This window comes from Lysinibacillus sp. CTST325 (assembly GCF_054665055.1).
Genome location: NZ_BAAFHO010000006.1, coordinates 82,529 through 101,756 on the forward strand (window position 1 = coordinate 82,529; position 19,228 = coordinate 101,756).

The following is a 19,228-nucleotide window of genomic DNA, read 5'->3' on the forward strand; positions in this document are numbered from 1 at the left end:
TTATTATTAAAGTAACCTAAAAACTTTTAATCTAAACCATTATAATGGTTCATCTTCATAACGTGAGGTTGATATCCGTTCTGGCTGGGCGCTTTTCTGGGGGCGTCCAGCCTTCACTTCAATCAATTTATATAAATCGTATTTATATTAACAAGTGCCACCCCAACATTAGAAGTATGCCTCGGCATAATTGCATTCGGAGGCTTTAACTTCTTTCAGCTGATTTGCTAAAAGAAGATAAAATTATTTTGTAACTTCTGCTTTAATGTTAGCTAAGAAGTCTTGGAAGCTAATTGTTTCTGAGTCTTTTGAGCCGTAACGACGTACATTTACGCCACCAGCCTCTACTTCTTTGTCTCCGATAACAAGCATATACGGGATTTTTTTCATTTGTGCTTCACGGATTTTGTAGCCTAGTTTTTCTTCACGGTCATCCATTTCAACACGTAAGCCCGCTGCAGTTAATTGCTCTTCAATTTGTTTTGCATAATCGAAGTGTGCTTCGTTTGAAACTGGAATGACTTCAACTTGTACTGGTGCTAACCACGTTGGGAATGCACCTTTATACTCTTCGATTAAGAAGGCAACGAAACGTTCCATTGTTGATACGACACCACGGTGAATAACAACTGGACGATGTGGTTTACCATCTTCTCCAACGTAAGTTAAGTCAAAGCGTTCTGGTAATAAGAAGTCAAGCTGAACTGTTGATAAAGTTTCTTCTTTACCAATTGCCGTTTTCACTTGTACGTCAAGTTTAGGACCGTAGAATGCAGCTTCACCTTCAGCTTCGAAGTAATCTAAGCCAAGCTCATCCATTGCCTCTTTTAACATACTTTGTGCTTTTTCCCACATTGCATCATCGTCGAAGTATTTCTCAGTATCTGCTGGGTCACGGTAAGATAAACGGAATGAATAATCATTTAAATCGAAGTCTTTGTAAACTTCTAAAATTAGCTGTACTACTTTTTGAAATTCCACTTTAATTTGGTCTGGACGAACGAAGATATGTGCATCGTTTAAAGTCATCCCACGTACACGTTGTAGGCCTGAAACAGCGCCTGACATTTCGTAACGGTGCATTGTACCAAGCTCCGCAATACGCAATGGTAGGTTACGATAAGAGTGCATGCTGTTTTTGTACACCATCATATGGTGAGGACAGTTCATCGGACGCATAATTAATGTTTCATTGTCCATTTCCATAGGTGGGAAAATAGAATCTTGGTAATGATCCCAGTGACCAGAAGTTTGGTACAGCTCTTTAGAACCAAGTACTGGTGTATAAACATGTTTATAACCAAGAGATAATTCTTTATCTACAATATAGCGCTCAATAACACGACGGATTGTTGCACCGTTTGGTAGCCATAGCGGTAAGCCTTGCCCAACTTTTTGAGAAGTTGTAAATAACTCTAATTCTTTCCCAATTTTACGATGATCACGTTCTTTTGCTTCTTCAAGCATTTGTAGATGATGTTTTAAATCTTCTTTTTTAAAGAATGCAGTACCATAAACACGTTGTAGCATTTTGTTATCTGAGTTACCTCTCCAGTAAGCACCTGCTAATGAAAGAAGTTTGAACTCACGAAGTTTGCCAGTTGATGGTGCGTGGATACCACGGCAAAGGTCGAAAAATTCACCTTGGTAGTAAATAGAAACTTGCTCATCTGCTGGAATCGCTTCAAGTAATTCTAATTTATATTCATCGCCGATTTCTTCATAGATCGCTTGTGCATCTGCACGGCTAACATTTTTGCGCTCGATCTCTAGGTTTTCAGCGATAATTTTTTTCATTTCTTTTTCGATTGCTGGTAAGTCTTCAGCAGTGATTGGCGTTGGTGCATCAATATCGTAGTAGAAGCCACCTTCAATAACCGGACCAATACCAAGTTTAACATCTGGGAATAAACGTTTAATCGCTTGTGCTGTTAAGTGTGCAGTAGAATGACGTAGGATTTCCAGTGCTTCCTCATCATCCTGTGTAATAATTGAGATTGTTGCGTCCTCTTCAATTGGTGTTTTTAAATCGACTAAGACACCATTTACTTTACCAGCATATGCTTTTTTACGAAGTCCAGGACTAATTGATAATGCTACGTCATCAGTAGATGTACCTTTTGCAAATTCCTTTACAGCGCCATCTGGGAAAGTTAATTTAATCATATCTGACATTTTTTTGCACTCCTTCTAGTTTTGTTGTGATGCATGATTGAAGTCCAAGAATCTCCGGAATTTATCCTTATTTTGCAGGTGTTTGGACACCCACTGAAAAGGAACTACATCCGCATTCATCTCACCACTATTTTCCATTGAACGGAAATAAAAAAAGCTTCGTCCCTACGAAAGGGACGAAGCGTATGCTCGTGGTTCCACCCTTCTTCCTTCCGACTTTTTATAGTCAGACGAAGCTCAAGGCTAGCTAACGGGCTAGGGACCGGCGAAAGATTATCCCTTTCGCTGCTCAGTAGGTAGTAAATAGTGTGCTCGAACTAGGAAGCTTACAGCCAATGACTTCCCTCTCTAAAGCCGTTACACAAAACTCATGTCCTCATCAATGCATTTTTTTGATCAATTATGCCTCGGCATACTTGCGTCTGGAATCGGCTTTGTGTTTGCACAAAGCCGATTCCGTGACATCCGCCGAAGCATTAACTTCTTTCAGCGGGTGTTTGCACAGCCTGTTGAAAGAAGTTAATTATTATATGTGACAGTATACGCTCGATTGTTGCAAAATGCAACAGTCAATGTTACATACGGCGATTTTTTCCACGCATTTCAATTGGCTCTGTCAAGGCTTTGACACGTTCCATTATACGTCCAGCCTTCACGACTTCAATGTCACCCTTTTGCGACTGTGCTAAATGATGCTCCAACTCATCATAATTAAAATTAGATGTAATGAATGTTGGCAGTTGCTCCGCCATGCGGTAATGGAAAATAGTCCCCAGAATTTCGTCTCGCGTCCAAGCAGTCAGTGTCTCGGCTCCTAAATCATCGAGCATTAGCACTGGTGCCTTTTTTACATAGTCTATTTTTTCATTCAACGTATTATCGCCAATTGCATTTTTCATTTCTCGTAAAAATTCAGGCACAAAAACGACTACAGAACGAATTTTGATTGAGGCTAATTCATTCGCAAGTGCTCCCAGTACAAAGGACTTCCCTACACCAAATTTACCGTATAAATAATAACCCTTTGCAGGAAGCTTTCCTGTTTCCAATGTTGCCTTCACAAATTGTGCAGCTTTTTGAGCAATCATGACACGAGATTCATCGTCAATGAGTAAATCTTGAATGGTTGCTTGTAGCACATCCTTCGGCATATGCATACTCGCAATCATATTGGCTACATCACGACGTTCCTCCTCACGCATCTTTTGTTCACATCGTACATAATCAATTTCAACGGTACCCCGGACTACTCGTAAAGATGGTAAAAAACCTTTTAAGTAGTTTGTACAACTTTCCGTATTGTCGCAACCACAGCATACTGTAGATTGACTAATAAACTCATGGAGCTTCGGTAAATTACGTTCAATTGATTCATAGCTTAACTCATCTGCATGCTCTGCTAAAAATTCTTGCACACGAGGGTTTTCTAAAATTTCTCGACGCATCGCTTCGTAACGTTCTTGAAATGATGGTACATTAATTGCTCTTTTTAATGGTCCATTAATTGGTTCGATTGTCGTTCACCCTCCTTACTTATCACTTTTCCCAAGCATCTCCAATATCTTTTGACGCTCTCGCTCAAAATCTATCGTGCTTGAAGTGTTTTCTTCTTGTTGTTCGTTACGTTTGTAAAACCATTCAGGTACCTTCTCTTCACGTTGATTTCCTGAACGTCCTCTAGCACTTTGATTACTTTTCCTCGGTGTCTGCGGCTTATTTTTCCACGTAGTGTACTTATCATGCTCTTGGCGTGCTAGTTCCATGGCTTCTTTTGCTGTTTGAATATTTTTACGTACCCAATGATCCGCAATCGTTTCCACATATTTTTTAGGTAGCTTCATATCAGTTGTTAGCATGACATATTCCAAAAGAGCATTAACAACGCCTACTGGCATCCCATGTTGGACAATTAAACTCTCCGCAAGCTGCACGGAGGTCTGTAGAGGTTCTTTGCCATTATTGATATCTCGCAGTACTTGCACCGGGGGAGTCGTTTCTAAATATTGCTGAAGCTCCTGATCCTTTGTTTTTTGGCCTGAATCCTCTATGGATGACGGCTGCTTACTCACTCTAGCAAGCTTTGGTGGTTCTTTTGATACCGTTAGCTTATAAAAATCCGCAGCGGCCTTACGTAAACGTTCCAATGAAATCCCTAAGTCATCATCTAATGCAAGAATCACTACTTTTTGCATATCAAGTGCCGTTAAGTGATATAAAAATGCTAATTTTGCTATTGATTCACGCACCTCAAATGTTAATAGGTTTGCCGGCACTAGTTGCTCCGATAAGCCCGCTTGCAGTAGTTCAAAGTCAAACTGATCAAAATAAAACGGATATACCTTTTGCTGTTTATCCTTATGACAAGTATCAGCTTGTAAATCATCTGGAATCTTTGTACTTACAGGTTTAAAAACATCTATGAAGGCTCGCGATACATCTTTAAATTCTTCATCTCTTGCAGATGGAATAAAACGCTGACGTAACTTCCGATAAGCTTGCTCCCCTATTTTACTAAATAAAAACATCGAGAGCAGTGGGTCTTTCATAAAGCTATCTGCATCAAGTGGACGTATCAACTCATATAAAAAGCTTCGCTGGTCAGCATCTTCTTTTTTCCATGTGCGTAACAGACCAATTGCTTCGAGCGCAATACGTGCCTCAAATATTTTGCCAATAGGAAGCCCTAGCACATTCATTAAATAATAATGCGTCATTTGCTGCCTTGGCATTTGCTCAGCTTCTGCCCATAGTGTTAAATAAAGGCTGATTGGCTGTGCTCCAATTAAAGGCTGATAAAAAAGCGTTACTAATTGACGTTCCTGCGTAGAAAGTGCATGAGGTAGACGAATGTCAAAAGAATCAGCTGGCTGCAATTCCTTATACAAATGGTTCAACGTCATTCACCCTCTCTGATTACCTTATAATTTCTGTTCTGTCTGACGTTGAATAATTTCTTTAATTTCTTCAATAAAGACATTGATATCCTTAAATTGACGATAAACCGATGCAAAACGTACATAAGCAACTTCATCGATTTTTGCTAAGCGATCCATTACCATTTCTCCTACATCCTCAGATCGGACTTCGGAATTCCCAATGCGGCGAAGATCTTTTTCAATAGACATTACTAGTCCTTCAAGTACTTCAAGAGAAACAGGACGTTTTTCGCAAGCACGAATAAGTCCACGAAGCACCTTTTCACGGCTAAATTCTTCTCGTGAACCTTCTTTTTTCACGACAACTAAAGGTGTCTCTTCAATTTTTTCAAACGTTGTAAAGCGGAAGCCACATGACTCACATTCACGACGTCTACGAATTTCTTTATTATCATCAACTGGCCTCGAATCCACAACACGCGTTCCGTTAAATTGGCAAGATGGACATCTCATATAATTACTCTCCTGATTTCACAACAATTTAATATTTCTATTATAACAAATTTCCTATGTATAAGAAAAGCGCATTGACGCTAGTGTGCTCATGATAAACCTTGAAAGGCTAAAGTACAAGCATAGATTCTAGATTTAAACCAGCTCTCTAAATAAAAAAGCACATTGAAATCACTTGGATTTCAATGTGCTCAGTCTAATTATTATTATTATGCATTAACTGTTTCTAAAGCTTTTGCCACTTTTTTCACAAGATCTACAACTCGTGCAGAATAACCCCACTCATTGTCGTACCAAGCGAGTACTTTCACTTTGCGGTTACCCATTACCATTGTAGAAAGTCCATCTACTGTAGAAGAGTAAGTTGTAGTATTGTAATCAGAAGATACTAGAGGCTCAACTGAGAAGTTTAAGATACCTTTCATCGGACCTTCAGTAGCAGCCTTCACAAATGCAGCATTGATAGAATCAACTGTTACGTCTGTGTTTAAATCAACTACTAGGTCAACTAATGATACGTTTGGTGTTGGAACACGAAGTGCCATACCATGAATTTTGCCTTCTAATTCTGGTAACACTAATTTCAATGCTTTTGCAGCACCAGTAGATGTTGGAATGATTGATTGTGCGCAACCACGTGCACGACGTAAATCTTTATGTGGATTATCTAAATTCTTTTGGTCATTTGTATAAGCGTGAACTGTTGTCATTAATCCGCTTTCGATACCAAATGTGTCATTTAATACTTTGGCAACTGGTGCTAAGCAGTTTGTTGTACAAGAAGCATTTGAAATAACATCATGTTTTGCGATATCAAGTTTCTCATCATTTACACCTAAAACAATTGTTACGTCCTCGTTTTTACCTGGTGCTGTTAAGATAACTTTCTTTGCTCCTGCTTCTAAGTGCATTGCTGCTTTTTCACGATCATTAAATTTACCAGTTGCTTCAATAACGATATCTACACCCATTGTTGCCCATGGTAATTTTAATGGGTCACGTTCGCTAATAATTTGAACACGTTTACCGTTTACAATTAAAGCATCGCCTGCTGGCTCAACTGAACCTTCGAATGTTCCGTGATTTGTGTCATACTTAATCAAATGTGCTAACGTTTCAGCTGGGTAGCTAGCGTTAATTGCAACGATATTTAAATCTTCTTGCACGATCGCTTGGCGGAAAACCATACGTCCGATACGTCCGAAACCATTAATAGCAACTGATACTGTCATTTATAAAATCCTCCTGTGAGTACATACTCAGATTAATTATATACTTTCTTTATGGTGATTAGTATAACACAATTTTAAAAAAGATGAACATTATATATTCATAATATTAAAGTTCTTATTTTCTGAAAATAAAATCGCCTAAATTAGCCCTTATTATGGTATAAATCCACAAAAAATGCATAGCAAAATGTTCTTGCTGCACACTTCATAGTGAATGTTGTGTCACTTTAAATGAGGTGATTTCCGTTCCAGGCTACTCGCTTTCCTGTGGGCGAGCGTCGAGCCGCTTCCTCCGCTGCGCTCCGTGCAGGGTCTCGCCTGTCTCGCTTTCCCACGGGAGTCGAGTAGCCTTCCACTCCAATCAGCGATAGCGTAGAATTTTTATAAATTTTATTCATTTCAAAAGTAAACACTATTGCTACACACCTTAATCGAACAGAAAAGACTTATAACAATGAAGCAATTGTAACCTGTTATTGCCAATGCTTCGTTCTTTCACTGTAACAATAAATTAAAGTGCCATGTCAGAAGATACACGCTATGTGAAGCGGTTGATTGGAGTGGAGGCTTGGCGACTCCTTGGGGATTAGCGATAGAGGAACGAAGGCTAAAACCATCACATCCTGTGATAACGCCTTCGTGACCAACATCCTGTTGGCCCAAGCGGCTCATCGGACGCCCCCAGGAAGCTTTGCTCTGTGCGAAAGCGAAGCGTCAGCAACAAAGCGCCCAGCCGGAACGGAAATCAGCCCCTCGTTTCGCCGAAGAGCCATACTATTTTTAATGTGACACCTTAATTTCATTGACACAATAGTTTTTCAACAATATGAAATGCGTAGCAATATGTCATTGCTACGCATCGAATGATTTTACAGATTTTAATTAATTACGTCCCAATAGGTCAGGATTTTTTTTAATTGGTGCTCTGTTTGTTCTAGATTTTCATTATTATAAATAACCGCATGGGCACCTTTTTCTTTGACTGACATAGGTAACTGAGAGCGCATTCGAGCTAGTGCATCTTCTTCCGATAAGTTGTTACGCTCCATTAATCGACGGAGTTGTACCTCTTCACTAACCGATACCACGATAATGCGCTCGACAAAATGCTGTAACTTACTTTCAAACAAAAGCGGAATATCCATCACAACATGCTTTTCTCCAGCCTCTAAATAAGCATCGCGCTGGCGTAACATTTCCTGACGAATAGCAGGATGCATAATATCATTTAATATTTTACGCTTGGCAGGCTCGTGAAAAATAATATCGCCAAGTTTGGCACGATTTAAACTACCGTCTTCTAGCAATATATCTTGTCCAAAATTTTCAGCTATTAACTTTAAAGTCTCCGTACCTGGTTCTACAACATCACGCGCAACAATATCTGCATCGACAATCGGTAAACCATGTGCTGTCATCATTTTTGCTACTGTACTTTTTCCGCTCGCAATACTTCCTGTTAGTCCGATAATCATAGTTAAATCCCCTTTAATGTTGACAATTTGGGCAAAAGACTGAAGTGCGCCCACCTATCGTCATTTGGCTCGTTTCGGTACCACACGTTGGACACATCTTCTTACCATACATTTGCAGTCGGTCCTGCATACTTCCAGCTTCGCCATTAATATTACGATAATCTGAAATTGTTGAACCCCCTGCTTCAATACTTTGGCGTAAAATAACGACAATTGCCTCGAATAATGCACACTTACGCTTTTCACTGATGCGGTTCATTGTGCGGGCCGGATGAATTTTTTGAGCAAATAATGCTTCGGTAGCATAAATATTGCCACAGCCCGAAATAACCTGCCCATCCATAATGACATCCTTAACGGCCTTTTTCTCATATTTCGGTAACTTTGATTTCGCAATAAAATAATCACACGCTATTTCATCAAAAGGCTCTGGTGCCATTTTTGTTAATGGAATATGATCTTCAATTTTTGTTAAAAAACGTAATTCACCAAAGCGGCGTATATCCGAATAGATTAAATAGCCACCATCTGCCATTTGAAATGTAGCATGAATATGCTTTTTAAATTTCGCCTCATGGATTTCCTCAGGTGAATTCACCACAAACCATGCACCTGTCATCCCTAAATGACTAACAAGCACATAAGGGACATCCTCTTTCAGCAAATGAAAGAAGATGTATTTCGCACGTCGTTCGACTTTTGTAATTGTCATTTGAGACAAGGATATTTCAAATGCATCAGGCTCAGCTTGCTTCACGATACATTGCTTCCCCTCCCCAAAGGAAAAACGAATAATTTCAGATAGTTGAACCTGTTGAATTGTACGCCCTTCAATTTTTGGTTTTAATGCCTGGACGACACCTTCAACCTCTGGTAATTCAGGCATTTTAACCCCTCCTTATTTTGCTTCGTACCAAGTAGCACCGTAGTTAAAATCTACTTTTAATGGTACTGAAAGCTCGATTGCGTTCTCCATAACCTCTGGTACTATTTTTTCAAGCAATGCAATCTCTTCTTTAGGCGCTTCAAAAATTAATTCATCATGCACTTGTAATAAAAGTTTTGCCTGCATATTTTCTTTTTTCAAGCGAGCATCCATATCAATCATTGCTTTTTTAATAATATCAGCTGCACTTCCTTGAATTGGTGTATTCATCGCAGTACGCTCAGCAAAGCTTCGTAGATTGAAATTTGAGCTTGTGATGTCAGGTAAGTATCGACGTCTATTTAATATAGTTGTCACATATCCATTAAATTTCGCATCTTGGACGATATCATCCATATATTGCTTTACACCTGGGAAACTCGCAAAATATTTCTCGATAAATGTAGCAGCTTCCTTACGAGTAATATCCAAGTTTTGCGATAAGCCGTAATCACTAATACCATAGACAATACCAAAGTTTACTGCTTTTGCAGCACGGCGCATATTGCTGTCGACCTCATCTTCTGATACATGGAATACATCCATAGCAGTACGTGTATGAACATCCATACCTTCACGGAAAGCGTCGACTAAGTTTTCATCCATTGACATATGGGCCAATACACGCAATTCGATTTGCGAATAATCGGCAGAAAATAATATCCAATCTTCGTTCGATGGCACAAACGCTTGACGAATTTTTCGCCCTTCCTCTAAACGAATCGGGATGTTTTGCAAATTCGGATCCGTTGAGCTTAAACGTCCTGTAGCAGTTAGTGCTTGTTGGAATCGAGTATGCACCTTTCCATCCTCTTCATGGATTTCCTTTAGCAAGCCTTCGATATAAGTTGACTGTAATTTCCCAAGCTGACGATATAAAAGAATATGCTCAATGATGGCATGCTCAGGTTTTAATTTTTCCAATACATCTGCCGCAGTGGAATAGCCAGTTTTTGTCTTTTTAATAACAGGAAGACCAAGTTTATCAAAGAGAATAACGCCTAATTGCTTTGGTGAATTAATATTAAAGGCTTCTCCTGCCTCTGTATAAATCTCCTGTTCAATCACAACTAGTTTGTCATTTAAATCCTGCCCCATTTTCTCTAATGTGGCACAATTGACCGTGATTCCTTCACTTTCCATTTCCCCTAAAATAGAAGCAAGCGGAAGCTCTAAATTTTTATAAAGTTCAAACTGTTCGTTTTCCTTTAACAATGCCTCAAGCTTAGGCTGTAAAGACCACACAGCAAAGACTTTGCGGCTGGCATGCTCAGCAAGTGCCTCAATGGCAGGTATAGCTCGTTTCGCCCCTTTACCATAAACAGTCTCATTTGCTTGCACATTACGATAGCCTAGTTCTTTCGCAAGTGTTGCCACATCATCTCCACTTAACGCAGGATTATTAATATAAGAAGCAAGTAATAAGTCAAATTCCACACCAGCTAAACGAATTCCCGCACGTTTTAACGCAGCCTGAGATGCTTTTGAATCAGACATATACTTTATTTTAGTAGCATCTTCTAACCAAAGACGAAGGACATCTGATTTAGCCGCAATATCAAACGGCACATACATTGTTTTCGCTCCATCTGTTAGTGCAATGCCTAGTTGCTGACATGTATGATAATGCTCGTCCTCTAGCTCCAAATGCACTGCCATTACATCTTTTAAATGCTCTTGTTTTACTTCTTGCACAATTTCATAGTCAAAAGGTGCTTGTTCCTCTTCTTGGACAGTAAAATCACTTTTCTCCAGCAATGATTTAAAGCCGAGCTCTCGCCACACGCTAATTAATTCTTCTTCATTCGGACCATTATAAACAAGATCCGAAAGCGTTATATCAATCGGCGCCTCTGTAAAAATGGTAGCCAGCTTTTTACTCATTAGTGCCTGTTCTTCATTGGCAACTAATTTTTCTTTCATTTTAGAAGCCTTCACCGTATCCATTGCCGCATAAAGCGACTCTACTGAACCATGCTCTTTTAGCAATTTAACTGCCGTTTTTTCACCGACACCTGGTACACCAGGGATATTATCTGAAGAATCCCCCATTAAACCTTTCATATCAATAATTTGTTGGGGAGTTAAGCCGTATTTTTCCGCAATAAAGGCTGGTGTATTTTTTTCAATTTCAGTAATACCTTTTTTAGTAATGTATACTGTTACTTGCTCAGTCGCGAGCTGCGTTAAGTCACGATCTCCCGATACGACGATGACGTCCATATCCTGTGATGAAGCTTCTTTGGCAAGTGTTCCTATAATATCGTCCGCTTCGTACAATTCAAGCTCATATCGCTTAATACCATAAGCATCAATAAGTTTACGTATATAAGGAAACTGCTCAGATAATTCTGGTGGAGTTTTTTGTCGACCACCTTTATATTCCGTAAATGTCTCATGGCGGAAGGTTGTCTTACCCGCATCAAAGGCAACCATTATTTTCGTCGGTTGCTCTTCCTCTAATATTCTTTGTAGCATTGTTGTAAAGCCGTACACTGCATTCGTATGAATCCCACTATCATTCGTTAATAGAGGTAACGCAAAAAACGCGCGATATGCTAAACTATTGCCGTCCAATAATAGCAATTTTTCCTTTGTCATGATTTTATCCTCCTGCGTTGTCGTCTTCTTAATTGTAAAACGAAAACGTATGTTTGAAAATGCCTCTTCCTTTTACTTTATCGAGAAAACAGGTATTTTACCAATCATAACGTTGAAAATCGCCAAATTTTCTACATCGATAGCTTAAAATTGACTGAACAAAAAAAGCCAATCACTCATTGTAATTGACTTCATCTATGTTATTCACTAGCTTTATTAGTTTTTTCTTTACGATAGAAAATCTCTTCATATATGACGGTCAACATAAAGGCATTCATAAAGGCAAATACTAAAAATAATGGCATACCACCAAGCTGTAGATGTGTAAGCTCTGTATTAAACACCATTACAGTGCTGATTTGCGCTAAGAAGAAAATAAAGCCAATCCCTACTTGCCATATAGGACGTTTAACTTTGCGTTTCTCGTACAAAAATATTCTTTTAAATATTTTGCGTACATCCTCTGCAATGACTAAACCTAATAAAAACACAATGACAAAAAATACTGGTATATGATAAACACTTTTTGTGATCCATGCAAAATCTGATAGACGGAAGAAAAGTGTAAATAACGATGCAATACTACAGGCTATCCCTAAATTTTGGAGCCACTTGCTAATTTGCAATTTCACAACTATTACCCCCATTGTTTAATTCTCGAACATTATCATTCTATCAGATAATAGTCATAAACGAAACATAAAATTATAAATTTCTATCATTTTTATAACAAACTATCGACATGCGATAGATTTTTACAAAGTCTATAATTAAAAATACCTAACCTAGACTTCGAAGGCTGCTCACCATAACGTGGAGTTGATTTCTGTTCATTATAGTCCTTCCGGTGCTATACAAAATACCTTACTAAAGTGTAAAAAAAGCCGCCTCAAAAAGTTTGAGACGACTTCATATGCTTATCCCTGCAAGAATAATAGTGTTATTTTATCCCGCTTTAACGGGCAGTAATTTATCCAAAAGCGAAGCGTCAGGTACAAGACTCCTACATCAAAATTTACGAAAGCAAAGAAGTTAAGCGGAAGATTATCTGCCCGTAAAAGCCCGATTGGTGAAGACTAATAATCAGTGGGGGTTGGAGAAAACCCCTACTGATTAAAGTTTCACTTTATATAGCCTGATAATATTTTTGCATACGGCGAAGTGGATGGCAAAATAATGACCGTATCTTCACCTACAGTTTTCTTATATGATTCTAATGTACGGTACAATGAATAGAATTCAGGGTCTTGAGAGAACGACTTATTGTAAATCTTAGCCGCTTCTGCTTCACCTTCCGCTTGAATCAATGCCGCATCCTTTTTCGCTGTTGCGAGCATTTCTTGAACTTTCTTATCTGTTTGAGCTTCAATACGGCGTTTCTCAGCGTCACCCTCTGATAGGTATATTTGCGCCTTTGATTCACGATCCGAAATCATACTAGTAAACACGGCTTGCTCATTATCAGTAGGCAAATCGATACGACGGATACGAACATCTATTACTTCGATTCCATACTTATCATTCGAGAGTAGCTCATTGACACGCGCAGTTACCTGATCATTGATACTCCCACGTGAAGAATTTTCATCATTAATAACTTCCGTATATTCTATTCGACCAAGCTCTGAGCGAATAACTGAATAGATAAACTCTTCCATACGTGATTCAACTTTTTCTATTGTCCCTGCATTGGAAATTAATTGTTTTGGGTCTGTTATATGCCAAACTGCATAATTATCAATAATAATTCGTTTTTTATCCTTTGTATTAATTTCTTCTTCAGAAACTTCATATGTCATTTGGTTTTTTGGTAGCTTCGTTACGGTTTGAATAAACGGAACCTTTATTTTCAAGCCTGGCTCACTCTGAAATTTCACTACTTCTCCAAACTGTCTAACAACTGCATATTCGGACTCTTTTACTATATAAACATTAGCAAATAATATAATGGCAATAGCAAAAACGGCTGTTAATGTTACAGCAAGAGAAATATATTTTTTCGGATTCATCGGGCCTTTTTTCGACATTTTGACCACATTATCCACTGTATCTCCTTCTTTTGGAGCAGTATTTTTGGATTTACCCGATAAAAAATTGAGGAATTTTTCAAGATCCTTATTTTTTTGATCCATTAGTTACCGCTCCCTTCTTTTTTCTCCTCTTTTGGTGTCTCTTTTGGTGCAGTTGTCTCCTTTGGCTCAGGTTGCAATGCTTGAAGAGGCAAGTATTTCATCGTGTTACCATCATCATTCATAATATAAATTTGTGCTTTAGGTAATACATTTTCAAGTGTTTCCAAAATTAAACGTTCGCGTGTAATTTGTTTATTGCCCTTATATTGCTCATACATTTTATTAAAAACAGCTACATCCCCTTGAGCCTGCTCAATACGGGCTGTTTTTTCACCTTGAGCCTTCGAGATAATTGCATCTTTTTCACCTTTAGCCTCACTAAGTCGCTGATTCTCATATTTTTCTGCTTGATTTATTTTTGTATTTTTCATTTCACGTGCGTCTGTAACAGCTGTAAAGGCTGCTCGCACATCTGCATTCGGTAACTCAACATCTTGTAGTTTTACCCCTAAAATACTTATACCAATATCGTATTTTTCAATAAGAGAAACGAGTAAATCTCGTGATTTTGCTTCTATGTCCGCTTTTCCCTCTGTTAACGCGGCGTCGATGTTGGAACTTCCGATAATTGATCGAATCGCACTCGACGTTGCGCTATGTAATATTTTTTCTGGATCTTGTGAGCTGAATAAATATTTTTTCGGTTCTGTAATTTTCCATTGAACGACAAGGTCTGTTAAAACAATATGCTCATCCCCTGTAATCATTTTCGTTTCAGCATCATAAGCTTCCAATTCCCCATCTTCATTTTGCTTATAGCCAAACTTTAAACTAAATGTTTCCTTCGACAAAACCTCAACCGATTGTACAGGCCAAGGTAATTTAAAATGTAAACCTGGTTCTGTTACTGTATTATCGGCACGACCGAACGTAATGACAACTGCTTGTTCTGATTCATCTACCGTGTACCATGATGTAAATACCGCAATAAGTGCAACAATGCCGAAAATGCCAAGTCCCACCATCATTAGTGACCTTTTCACACTCATGTCTAAACCTCCCTTAAGCTTTGTACTAATGTATACGGGGCACCTCTTAAAAAGTTTCAAAATATTTTAATAAACCAATTTTTTATTCTAGGCAGTTTGACATAAGGAGCAAGCTCACCAAACGTTCCTGCACTGGCAATCCAAAAAAATAGAACTTAAAAAAATCCTGCTACCATTTAAGGCAACAGGATATTGACAACTAGATGTTCAAATGCTGGGAAAAATGTTGTTGATAAAACAATGCTAATTAATGCAGCTACAATCATAGCAAGACTTGCAAAAGTACCTTCTAGCTCACCAAATTCAAATGCTTTAGAGGTACCCGTACCGTGTGCTCCCATTCCTAACAGTAGACCTCTAGAGGATGGTCGATGGAAACGACAAACTTTAATAACTAATGGTGCTATTAGACTCCCTAAAATACCAGTTACCATAACGAAAACTGCAGTAAGAGTAGGAGAGCCACCAATCATATTGGAAATGTCCATCGCTATTGGTGTAGTAACTGAGCGTGGAACTATGCTATGCACAAGCTCATTATTTAATCCAACTAATACAGCAAAGATAAATGATGATGTAATAGCCACAGCTGAGCCAACTGCAATACTTAGAACAATTTCAAAAGCATGTTTCTTTAAAAGGTCAAAATTTTTATAAATTGGTACCGCAAATGCAACTGTTGCTGGCCCTAGTAAATTTGATAAAATACCGGCCCCTGCCGTATAGGATTTATAGGATGTACCCGTTAGTAGCAAGATGATAATTGCTACTAATGGTGTGATCAGTATAGGTGATAACCATTCCTTCTGATACTTTTTATAAAACATTTTACTAGTATAAAAAACTGCAATAGTACCTAGTAAACTTACTATAGCTATTAACAAGCTCATGCAGTATCACCTTTCTTTCGTTGCCCTAGCAATTGTGCTGTGAAACCTGTTGCAAACATTACAACTATGGCACTCAATACAATAACAAGCACAGCTTTCACACCTTGCACACCGAATAATGCAGTATAATCGATTACTCCGATAGCAGATGGAATGAAAAATAGTAATAATTCACTAAGTAATAAACCTGCACCTAGCTCAATCCATTCAAGCTTAATAATATGAAACTGCAAAAGTAAAAACAATAAGACTAGTCCAATTATGCTCCCTGGAATCGGCAAGTGAAGTAGACGTGCAATACTATTCCCAACAAATAAAATTACATAAAGATAGCCGATTTGCACGATACTTTTGACGATTTTCATGGTCATCCTTCTTTCAATTTTTTATCCCGCTTTTACGACCAGTAATATAAATCACTTCTAAATAAAGTGGGCTTATTAGCTGATCGTATAAAGCCCGATTAGTTCAACTAACAAGTATATTGATTGTTAGTTCATGTTGTCGAATTGTATTGCAAAACGAGTGGTTGATTTCCGTTCCGACTGGGCGCTTTCCTGGGGGCGTCCGATGAGCCGCTTCACTCGCTTTGCTCGCTCCAGGGTCTCATCTATGACGCTGATCCCCAAGGAGTCGCCCAGTCTCCACTCCAATCAACTACTTCTCTTAGAATGTATCTTCCGGCCATATACCTCTAATTTATAGTGATAAACGAAACTAAAAAAAGTATTTTTGTGCCAAAGCGTATTTCTAACGTAGCGACAACAAAAGCAGAGGAAGGAAAGAGAGTAGCCAGACGGAAATCCCCCTCATTTAAAGCTCCACATTTCCATTCTGTTTATCAACACTATGAACTAACAATCAGTACATTTCTTATTAGTTGAATATTATGCTACTATACTTTACACCTATTTACGTTACGTGTAAAACAGAAAAAGAATCTATCACCAAAAAGTTTGGCAATAGATTCTTCCTATTGGCGTTGACTAAGCAACGCAATCTGAAAATCTTCATATATAAAGATTTTTTTGGCTATTTTAAAAAGTCTTAATAATATATAGGGGGTTTCTACTAACAAGTATAAGTCCCTATTGTGAATCTAAAATTGTGCTATTGTAAAGAATTCGTTAATTTTTCGGGATCATGACTATCATTTTTGTCCCGACGCCAACTTCACTTTCTACCTGAATGCGACCATGATGAGCTTCTACTAAGTGCTTCACAATAGCAAGCCCTAAACCTGTCCCCCCAGAATTCCGGCTTCGCGCACGATCCACACGGTAAAACCGTTCAAAGACACGAGCAATTTCATGCTTTTCAATTCCTATACCTTGGTCTTCTATTTCAAGAATACCGTACGTTTCATTTTCCTTTAATCGAATCGTAACGATTGTATTTTCTGGAGAATACGTAATGGCATTAGTAATTAAATTGGTGACAATTTGAATGATACGATTCGCATCACCCATAACCTGAACATCACGTTCTATATCAACATGAAAGCTCATATTTTTTTCATCTAGACGAGGTCCCGTCAGCTCTGCTCCACGTATAAGTACATCTTGCAAACCCATCGGCATAATATTAACGGTAAAACCATGCTGTTCAATTTTCGATAACTCCAGTAAATCCTGGATAAGCATCTGCAAACGATTACTTTCCTTATAAATGATCTCTAAAAAAGATAGCAGCATTTTTTCATCCTTATATGCTCCATCCAGTAAAGTTTCAGAAAAGCCTTTAATAGATGTAATAGGCGTACGCAATTCATGGGATACATTTGCTACAAAATCCTTACGAATCTGCTCTAAACGAACAAGCTCTGTAATATCGTGCATAACGATAACGACACCAAGCCATCGACCATGATCCCCTATTACAGGTGCTCCATACACTTCCTTATTATACAGCTCCTGTTGGACTTCCATTTTAATTTGTTGTCGATAAGGCATTTCTGTTAGAAACACATGGTCGATAAATTGCTCCAGTGATTTAGGTAAGCCAATTGTACGAAAAACTTTTCCTTGCACATCATCAATTTGCATACCAAAACGCTCTAAAAATACACGGTTCACGATAGATATATTCCCCTCACGTCCAATCATCATGAGGGAGCTTCCCATGTTTTCAATTAGCGTTTTAAGCCTTTCCTCTTCTACCTCGCGAATCGTCGTAATATCCTGTAAGTTTCGCGCTAAAATATTGATAGAGTGACTAAGTGGCATCATGCGTTCATGCTCATTTTCATGGGCACGAGCACGGTAATTTCCCTTCGCCAGTTCAAGTGCTGTATCTGTCACGTTATCAATAGGAGCAGTGAAATTTCGAATCATATAGCGACTTACAATAGCCATTAAAATAAGGGCTATTATAAAAAGAATCGCTAGCACAACATAAAGTCGCGCATGAACATACGATATTAGAGAATCTGTTGCCTCAATGTTTTGAGCAGTATACAGTGCCTCTTTATCTTCTTTTGATAGTTCAATCTTTCGTTCATCTATTACTTGGTTAATGGATTCTTGCACCCGGAAACTAGCCTGCTCATTGTACTGTTCTATATAAACAGGAAAAAGCTGACCTATAACAATCATTAGGACAGCTAATATCGATCCGAGCAATAGCATGAATGTCAAGAATAAGCGGTTGCTCATTGATTTCATGTCGTCTTCGGCTCCTCGAATTTATAGCCAAGGCCACGAATTGTCTTGATGAACATCGGCTTACGGCTATTTTCTTCGATTTTATCGCGAAGGTGGCTTATGTGCACATCTACAATTCGAGTATCACCAGCAAAGTCATACTTCCATACAGCACTTAATAGCTGATCACGTGTTAAAACACGGTTTTTATTTTCAAGTAAATAAATGAGTAGCTCAAATTCCTTTGGTGTAAATTCCAGTGCCTCTTCCTGTAAAAATACTTCAAAACGCTCTGGAAAGACACGCAATTGTCCAAATTCAAACATTTTCTCTTGTGGCCCATTCTTCTCTTCAAGCACTACATTTTGTGTAAAACGTCTTAAAACTGCCTTTACCCGTGCTAACACTTCGCGCGGACTAAAGGGCTTTGTCATATAATCATCTGCTCCTAGCTCTAGACCAAGTACTTTATCGAACTCATCATCTTTTGCTGTTAGCATAATAATAGGTGTATTCATACGTTGTTGACGGATCTGTTTACAAACCTCCATACCATCAAGTCTTGGAAGCATCAAATCTAATAAAATTAAATCTGGTTGTAAGTCAATTGCCTTATCGAGACCCTCTTGACCATCTGCAGCTGTTTCTACAACATATCCAGCCTGTTCTAAATTATATTTCAATAATGTCGCAATAGAAAATTCATCTTCTACAACTAAAATCGTTTTTGTCATGTATAAAGCCTCCGTTAGTGATTTGAAACCCCCATTTCAAATCT

16 protein-coding genes are annotated in these 19,228 nt (G+C 38.4%); all 16 read right to left on the reverse strand.

Annotated elements, in window-relative coordinates; translation table 11 throughout:
• Positions 1 to 243: 243 nt before the first annotated feature.
• Positions 244 to 2,175 carry a threonine--tRNA ligase gene (gene thrS, locus ACYQ73_RS15445; RefSeq protein WP_460013309.1) on the reverse strand — a complete coding sequence of 644 codons (1,932 nt, stop codon included), beginning with the start codon at positions 2,173 to 2,175 and terminating at the stop codon, positions 244 to 246.
• Positions 2,176 to 2,750: 575 nt separating this feature from the next.
• Entirely contained in the window at positions 2,751 to 3,680 is a 930-nt protein-coding gene (gene dnaI / locus ACYQ73_RS15450; RefSeq protein WP_370075829.1) for a primosomal protein DnaI, read from the reverse strand.
• Positions 3,681 to 3,704: 24 nt separating this feature from the next.
• Positions 3,705 to 5,069 (reverse strand): replication initiation and membrane attachment family protein, encoded by a 1,365-nt coding sequence (locus ACYQ73_RS15455; RefSeq protein ID WP_460013310.1) that lies wholly within the window; start codon positions 5,067 to 5,069, stop codon positions 3,705 to 3,707.
• Between the two features lie 24 nt (positions 5,070 to 5,093).
• Positions 5,094 to 5,564 (reverse strand): transcriptional regulator NrdR, encoded by a 471-nt coding sequence (gene nrdR / locus ACYQ73_RS15460; protein ID WP_049667519.1) that lies wholly within the window; start codon positions 5,562 to 5,564, stop codon positions 5,094 to 5,096.
• A 209-nt stretch (positions 5,565 to 5,773) separates the two neighbouring features.
• A complete protein-coding gene (locus ACYQ73_RS15465; RefSeq protein ID WP_142508812.1) occupies positions 5,774 to 6,796 on the reverse strand; it encodes a glyceraldehyde-3-phosphate dehydrogenase in 1,023 nt (340 codons plus the stop codon).
• A 495-nt stretch (positions 6,797 to 7,291) separates the two neighbouring features.
• A complete protein-coding gene (locus ACYQ73_RS15470) occupies positions 7,292 to 7,468 on the reverse strand; it encodes a hypothetical protein (protein ID WP_460013311.1) in 177 nt (58 codons plus the stop codon).
• Positions 7,469 to 7,674: 206 nt separating this feature from the next.
• Complete coding sequence (gene coaE, locus ACYQ73_RS15475) at positions 7,675 to 8,271, reverse strand: dephospho-CoA kinase (protein ID WP_460013312.1); 597 nt, start codon at positions 8,269 to 8,271, stop codon at positions 7,675 to 7,677.
• 13 nt (positions 8,272 to 8,284) lie between these two features.
• Entirely contained in the window at positions 8,285 to 9,157 is an 873-nt protein-coding gene (gene mutM / locus ACYQ73_RS15480) for a bifunctional DNA-formamidopyrimidine glycosylase/DNA-(apurinic or apyrimidinic site) lyase (RefSeq protein ID WP_460013313.1), read from the reverse strand.
• A gap of 12 nt (positions 9,158 to 9,169) precedes the next feature.
• A complete protein-coding gene (gene polA / locus ACYQ73_RS15485; protein ID WP_460013314.1) occupies positions 9,170 to 11,797 on the reverse strand; it encodes a DNA polymerase I in 2,628 nt (875 codons plus the stop codon).
• Between the two features lie 200 nt (positions 11,798 to 11,997).
• Positions 11,998 to 12,429 (reverse strand): DNA polymerase I, encoded by a 432-nt coding sequence (locus ACYQ73_RS15490; RefSeq protein WP_460013315.1) that lies wholly within the window; start codon positions 12,427 to 12,429, stop codon positions 11,998 to 12,000.
• Between the two features lie 489 nt (positions 12,430 to 12,918).
• Positions 12,919 to 13,929, reverse strand: coding sequence for a protease modulator HflC (gene hflC / locus ACYQ73_RS15495; protein ID WP_460013316.1), 1,011 nt, complete (start codon positions 13,927 to 13,929; stop codon positions 12,919 to 12,921).
• Positions 13,929 to 14,918, reverse strand: coding sequence for an FtsH protease activity modulator HflK (gene hflK / locus ACYQ73_RS15500; RefSeq protein ID WP_460013317.1), 990 nt, complete (start codon positions 14,916 to 14,918; stop codon positions 13,929 to 13,931). The genes hflC and hflK overlap by 1 nt, the downstream gene beginning before the upstream one ends.
• 176 nt (positions 14,919 to 15,094) lie before the next feature.
• A complete protein-coding gene (locus ACYQ73_RS15505) occupies positions 15,095 to 15,808 on the reverse strand; it encodes an LrgB family protein (protein ID WP_460013318.1) in 714 nt (237 codons plus the stop codon).
• The gene (locus ACYQ73_RS15510) at positions 15,805 to 16,173 is read right to left on the reverse strand and encodes a CidA/LrgA family holin-like protein (RefSeq protein WP_079561583.1); all 369 of its coding nucleotides are present in this window, start codon (positions 16,171 to 16,173) and stop codon (positions 15,805 to 15,807) included. Before ACYQ73_RS15510 ends, ACYQ73_RS15505 begins: the two co-directional genes overlap by 4 nt.
• 762 nt (positions 16,174 to 16,935) lie before the next feature.
• Positions 16,936 to 18,471, reverse strand: coding sequence for a two-component system histidine kinase PnpS (pnpS, locus tag ACYQ73_RS15515; protein ID WP_460013319.1), 1,536 nt, complete (start codon positions 18,469 to 18,471; stop codon positions 16,936 to 16,938).
• The gene (locus ACYQ73_RS15520) at positions 18,468 to 19,184 is read right to left on the reverse strand and encodes a response regulator transcription factor (RefSeq protein WP_460013320.1); all 717 of its coding nucleotides are present in this window, start codon (positions 19,182 to 19,184) and stop codon (positions 18,468 to 18,470) included. The genes pnpS and ACYQ73_RS15520 overlap by 4 nt, the downstream gene beginning before the upstream one ends.
• Positions 19,185 to 19,228: the final 44 nt, after the last annotated feature.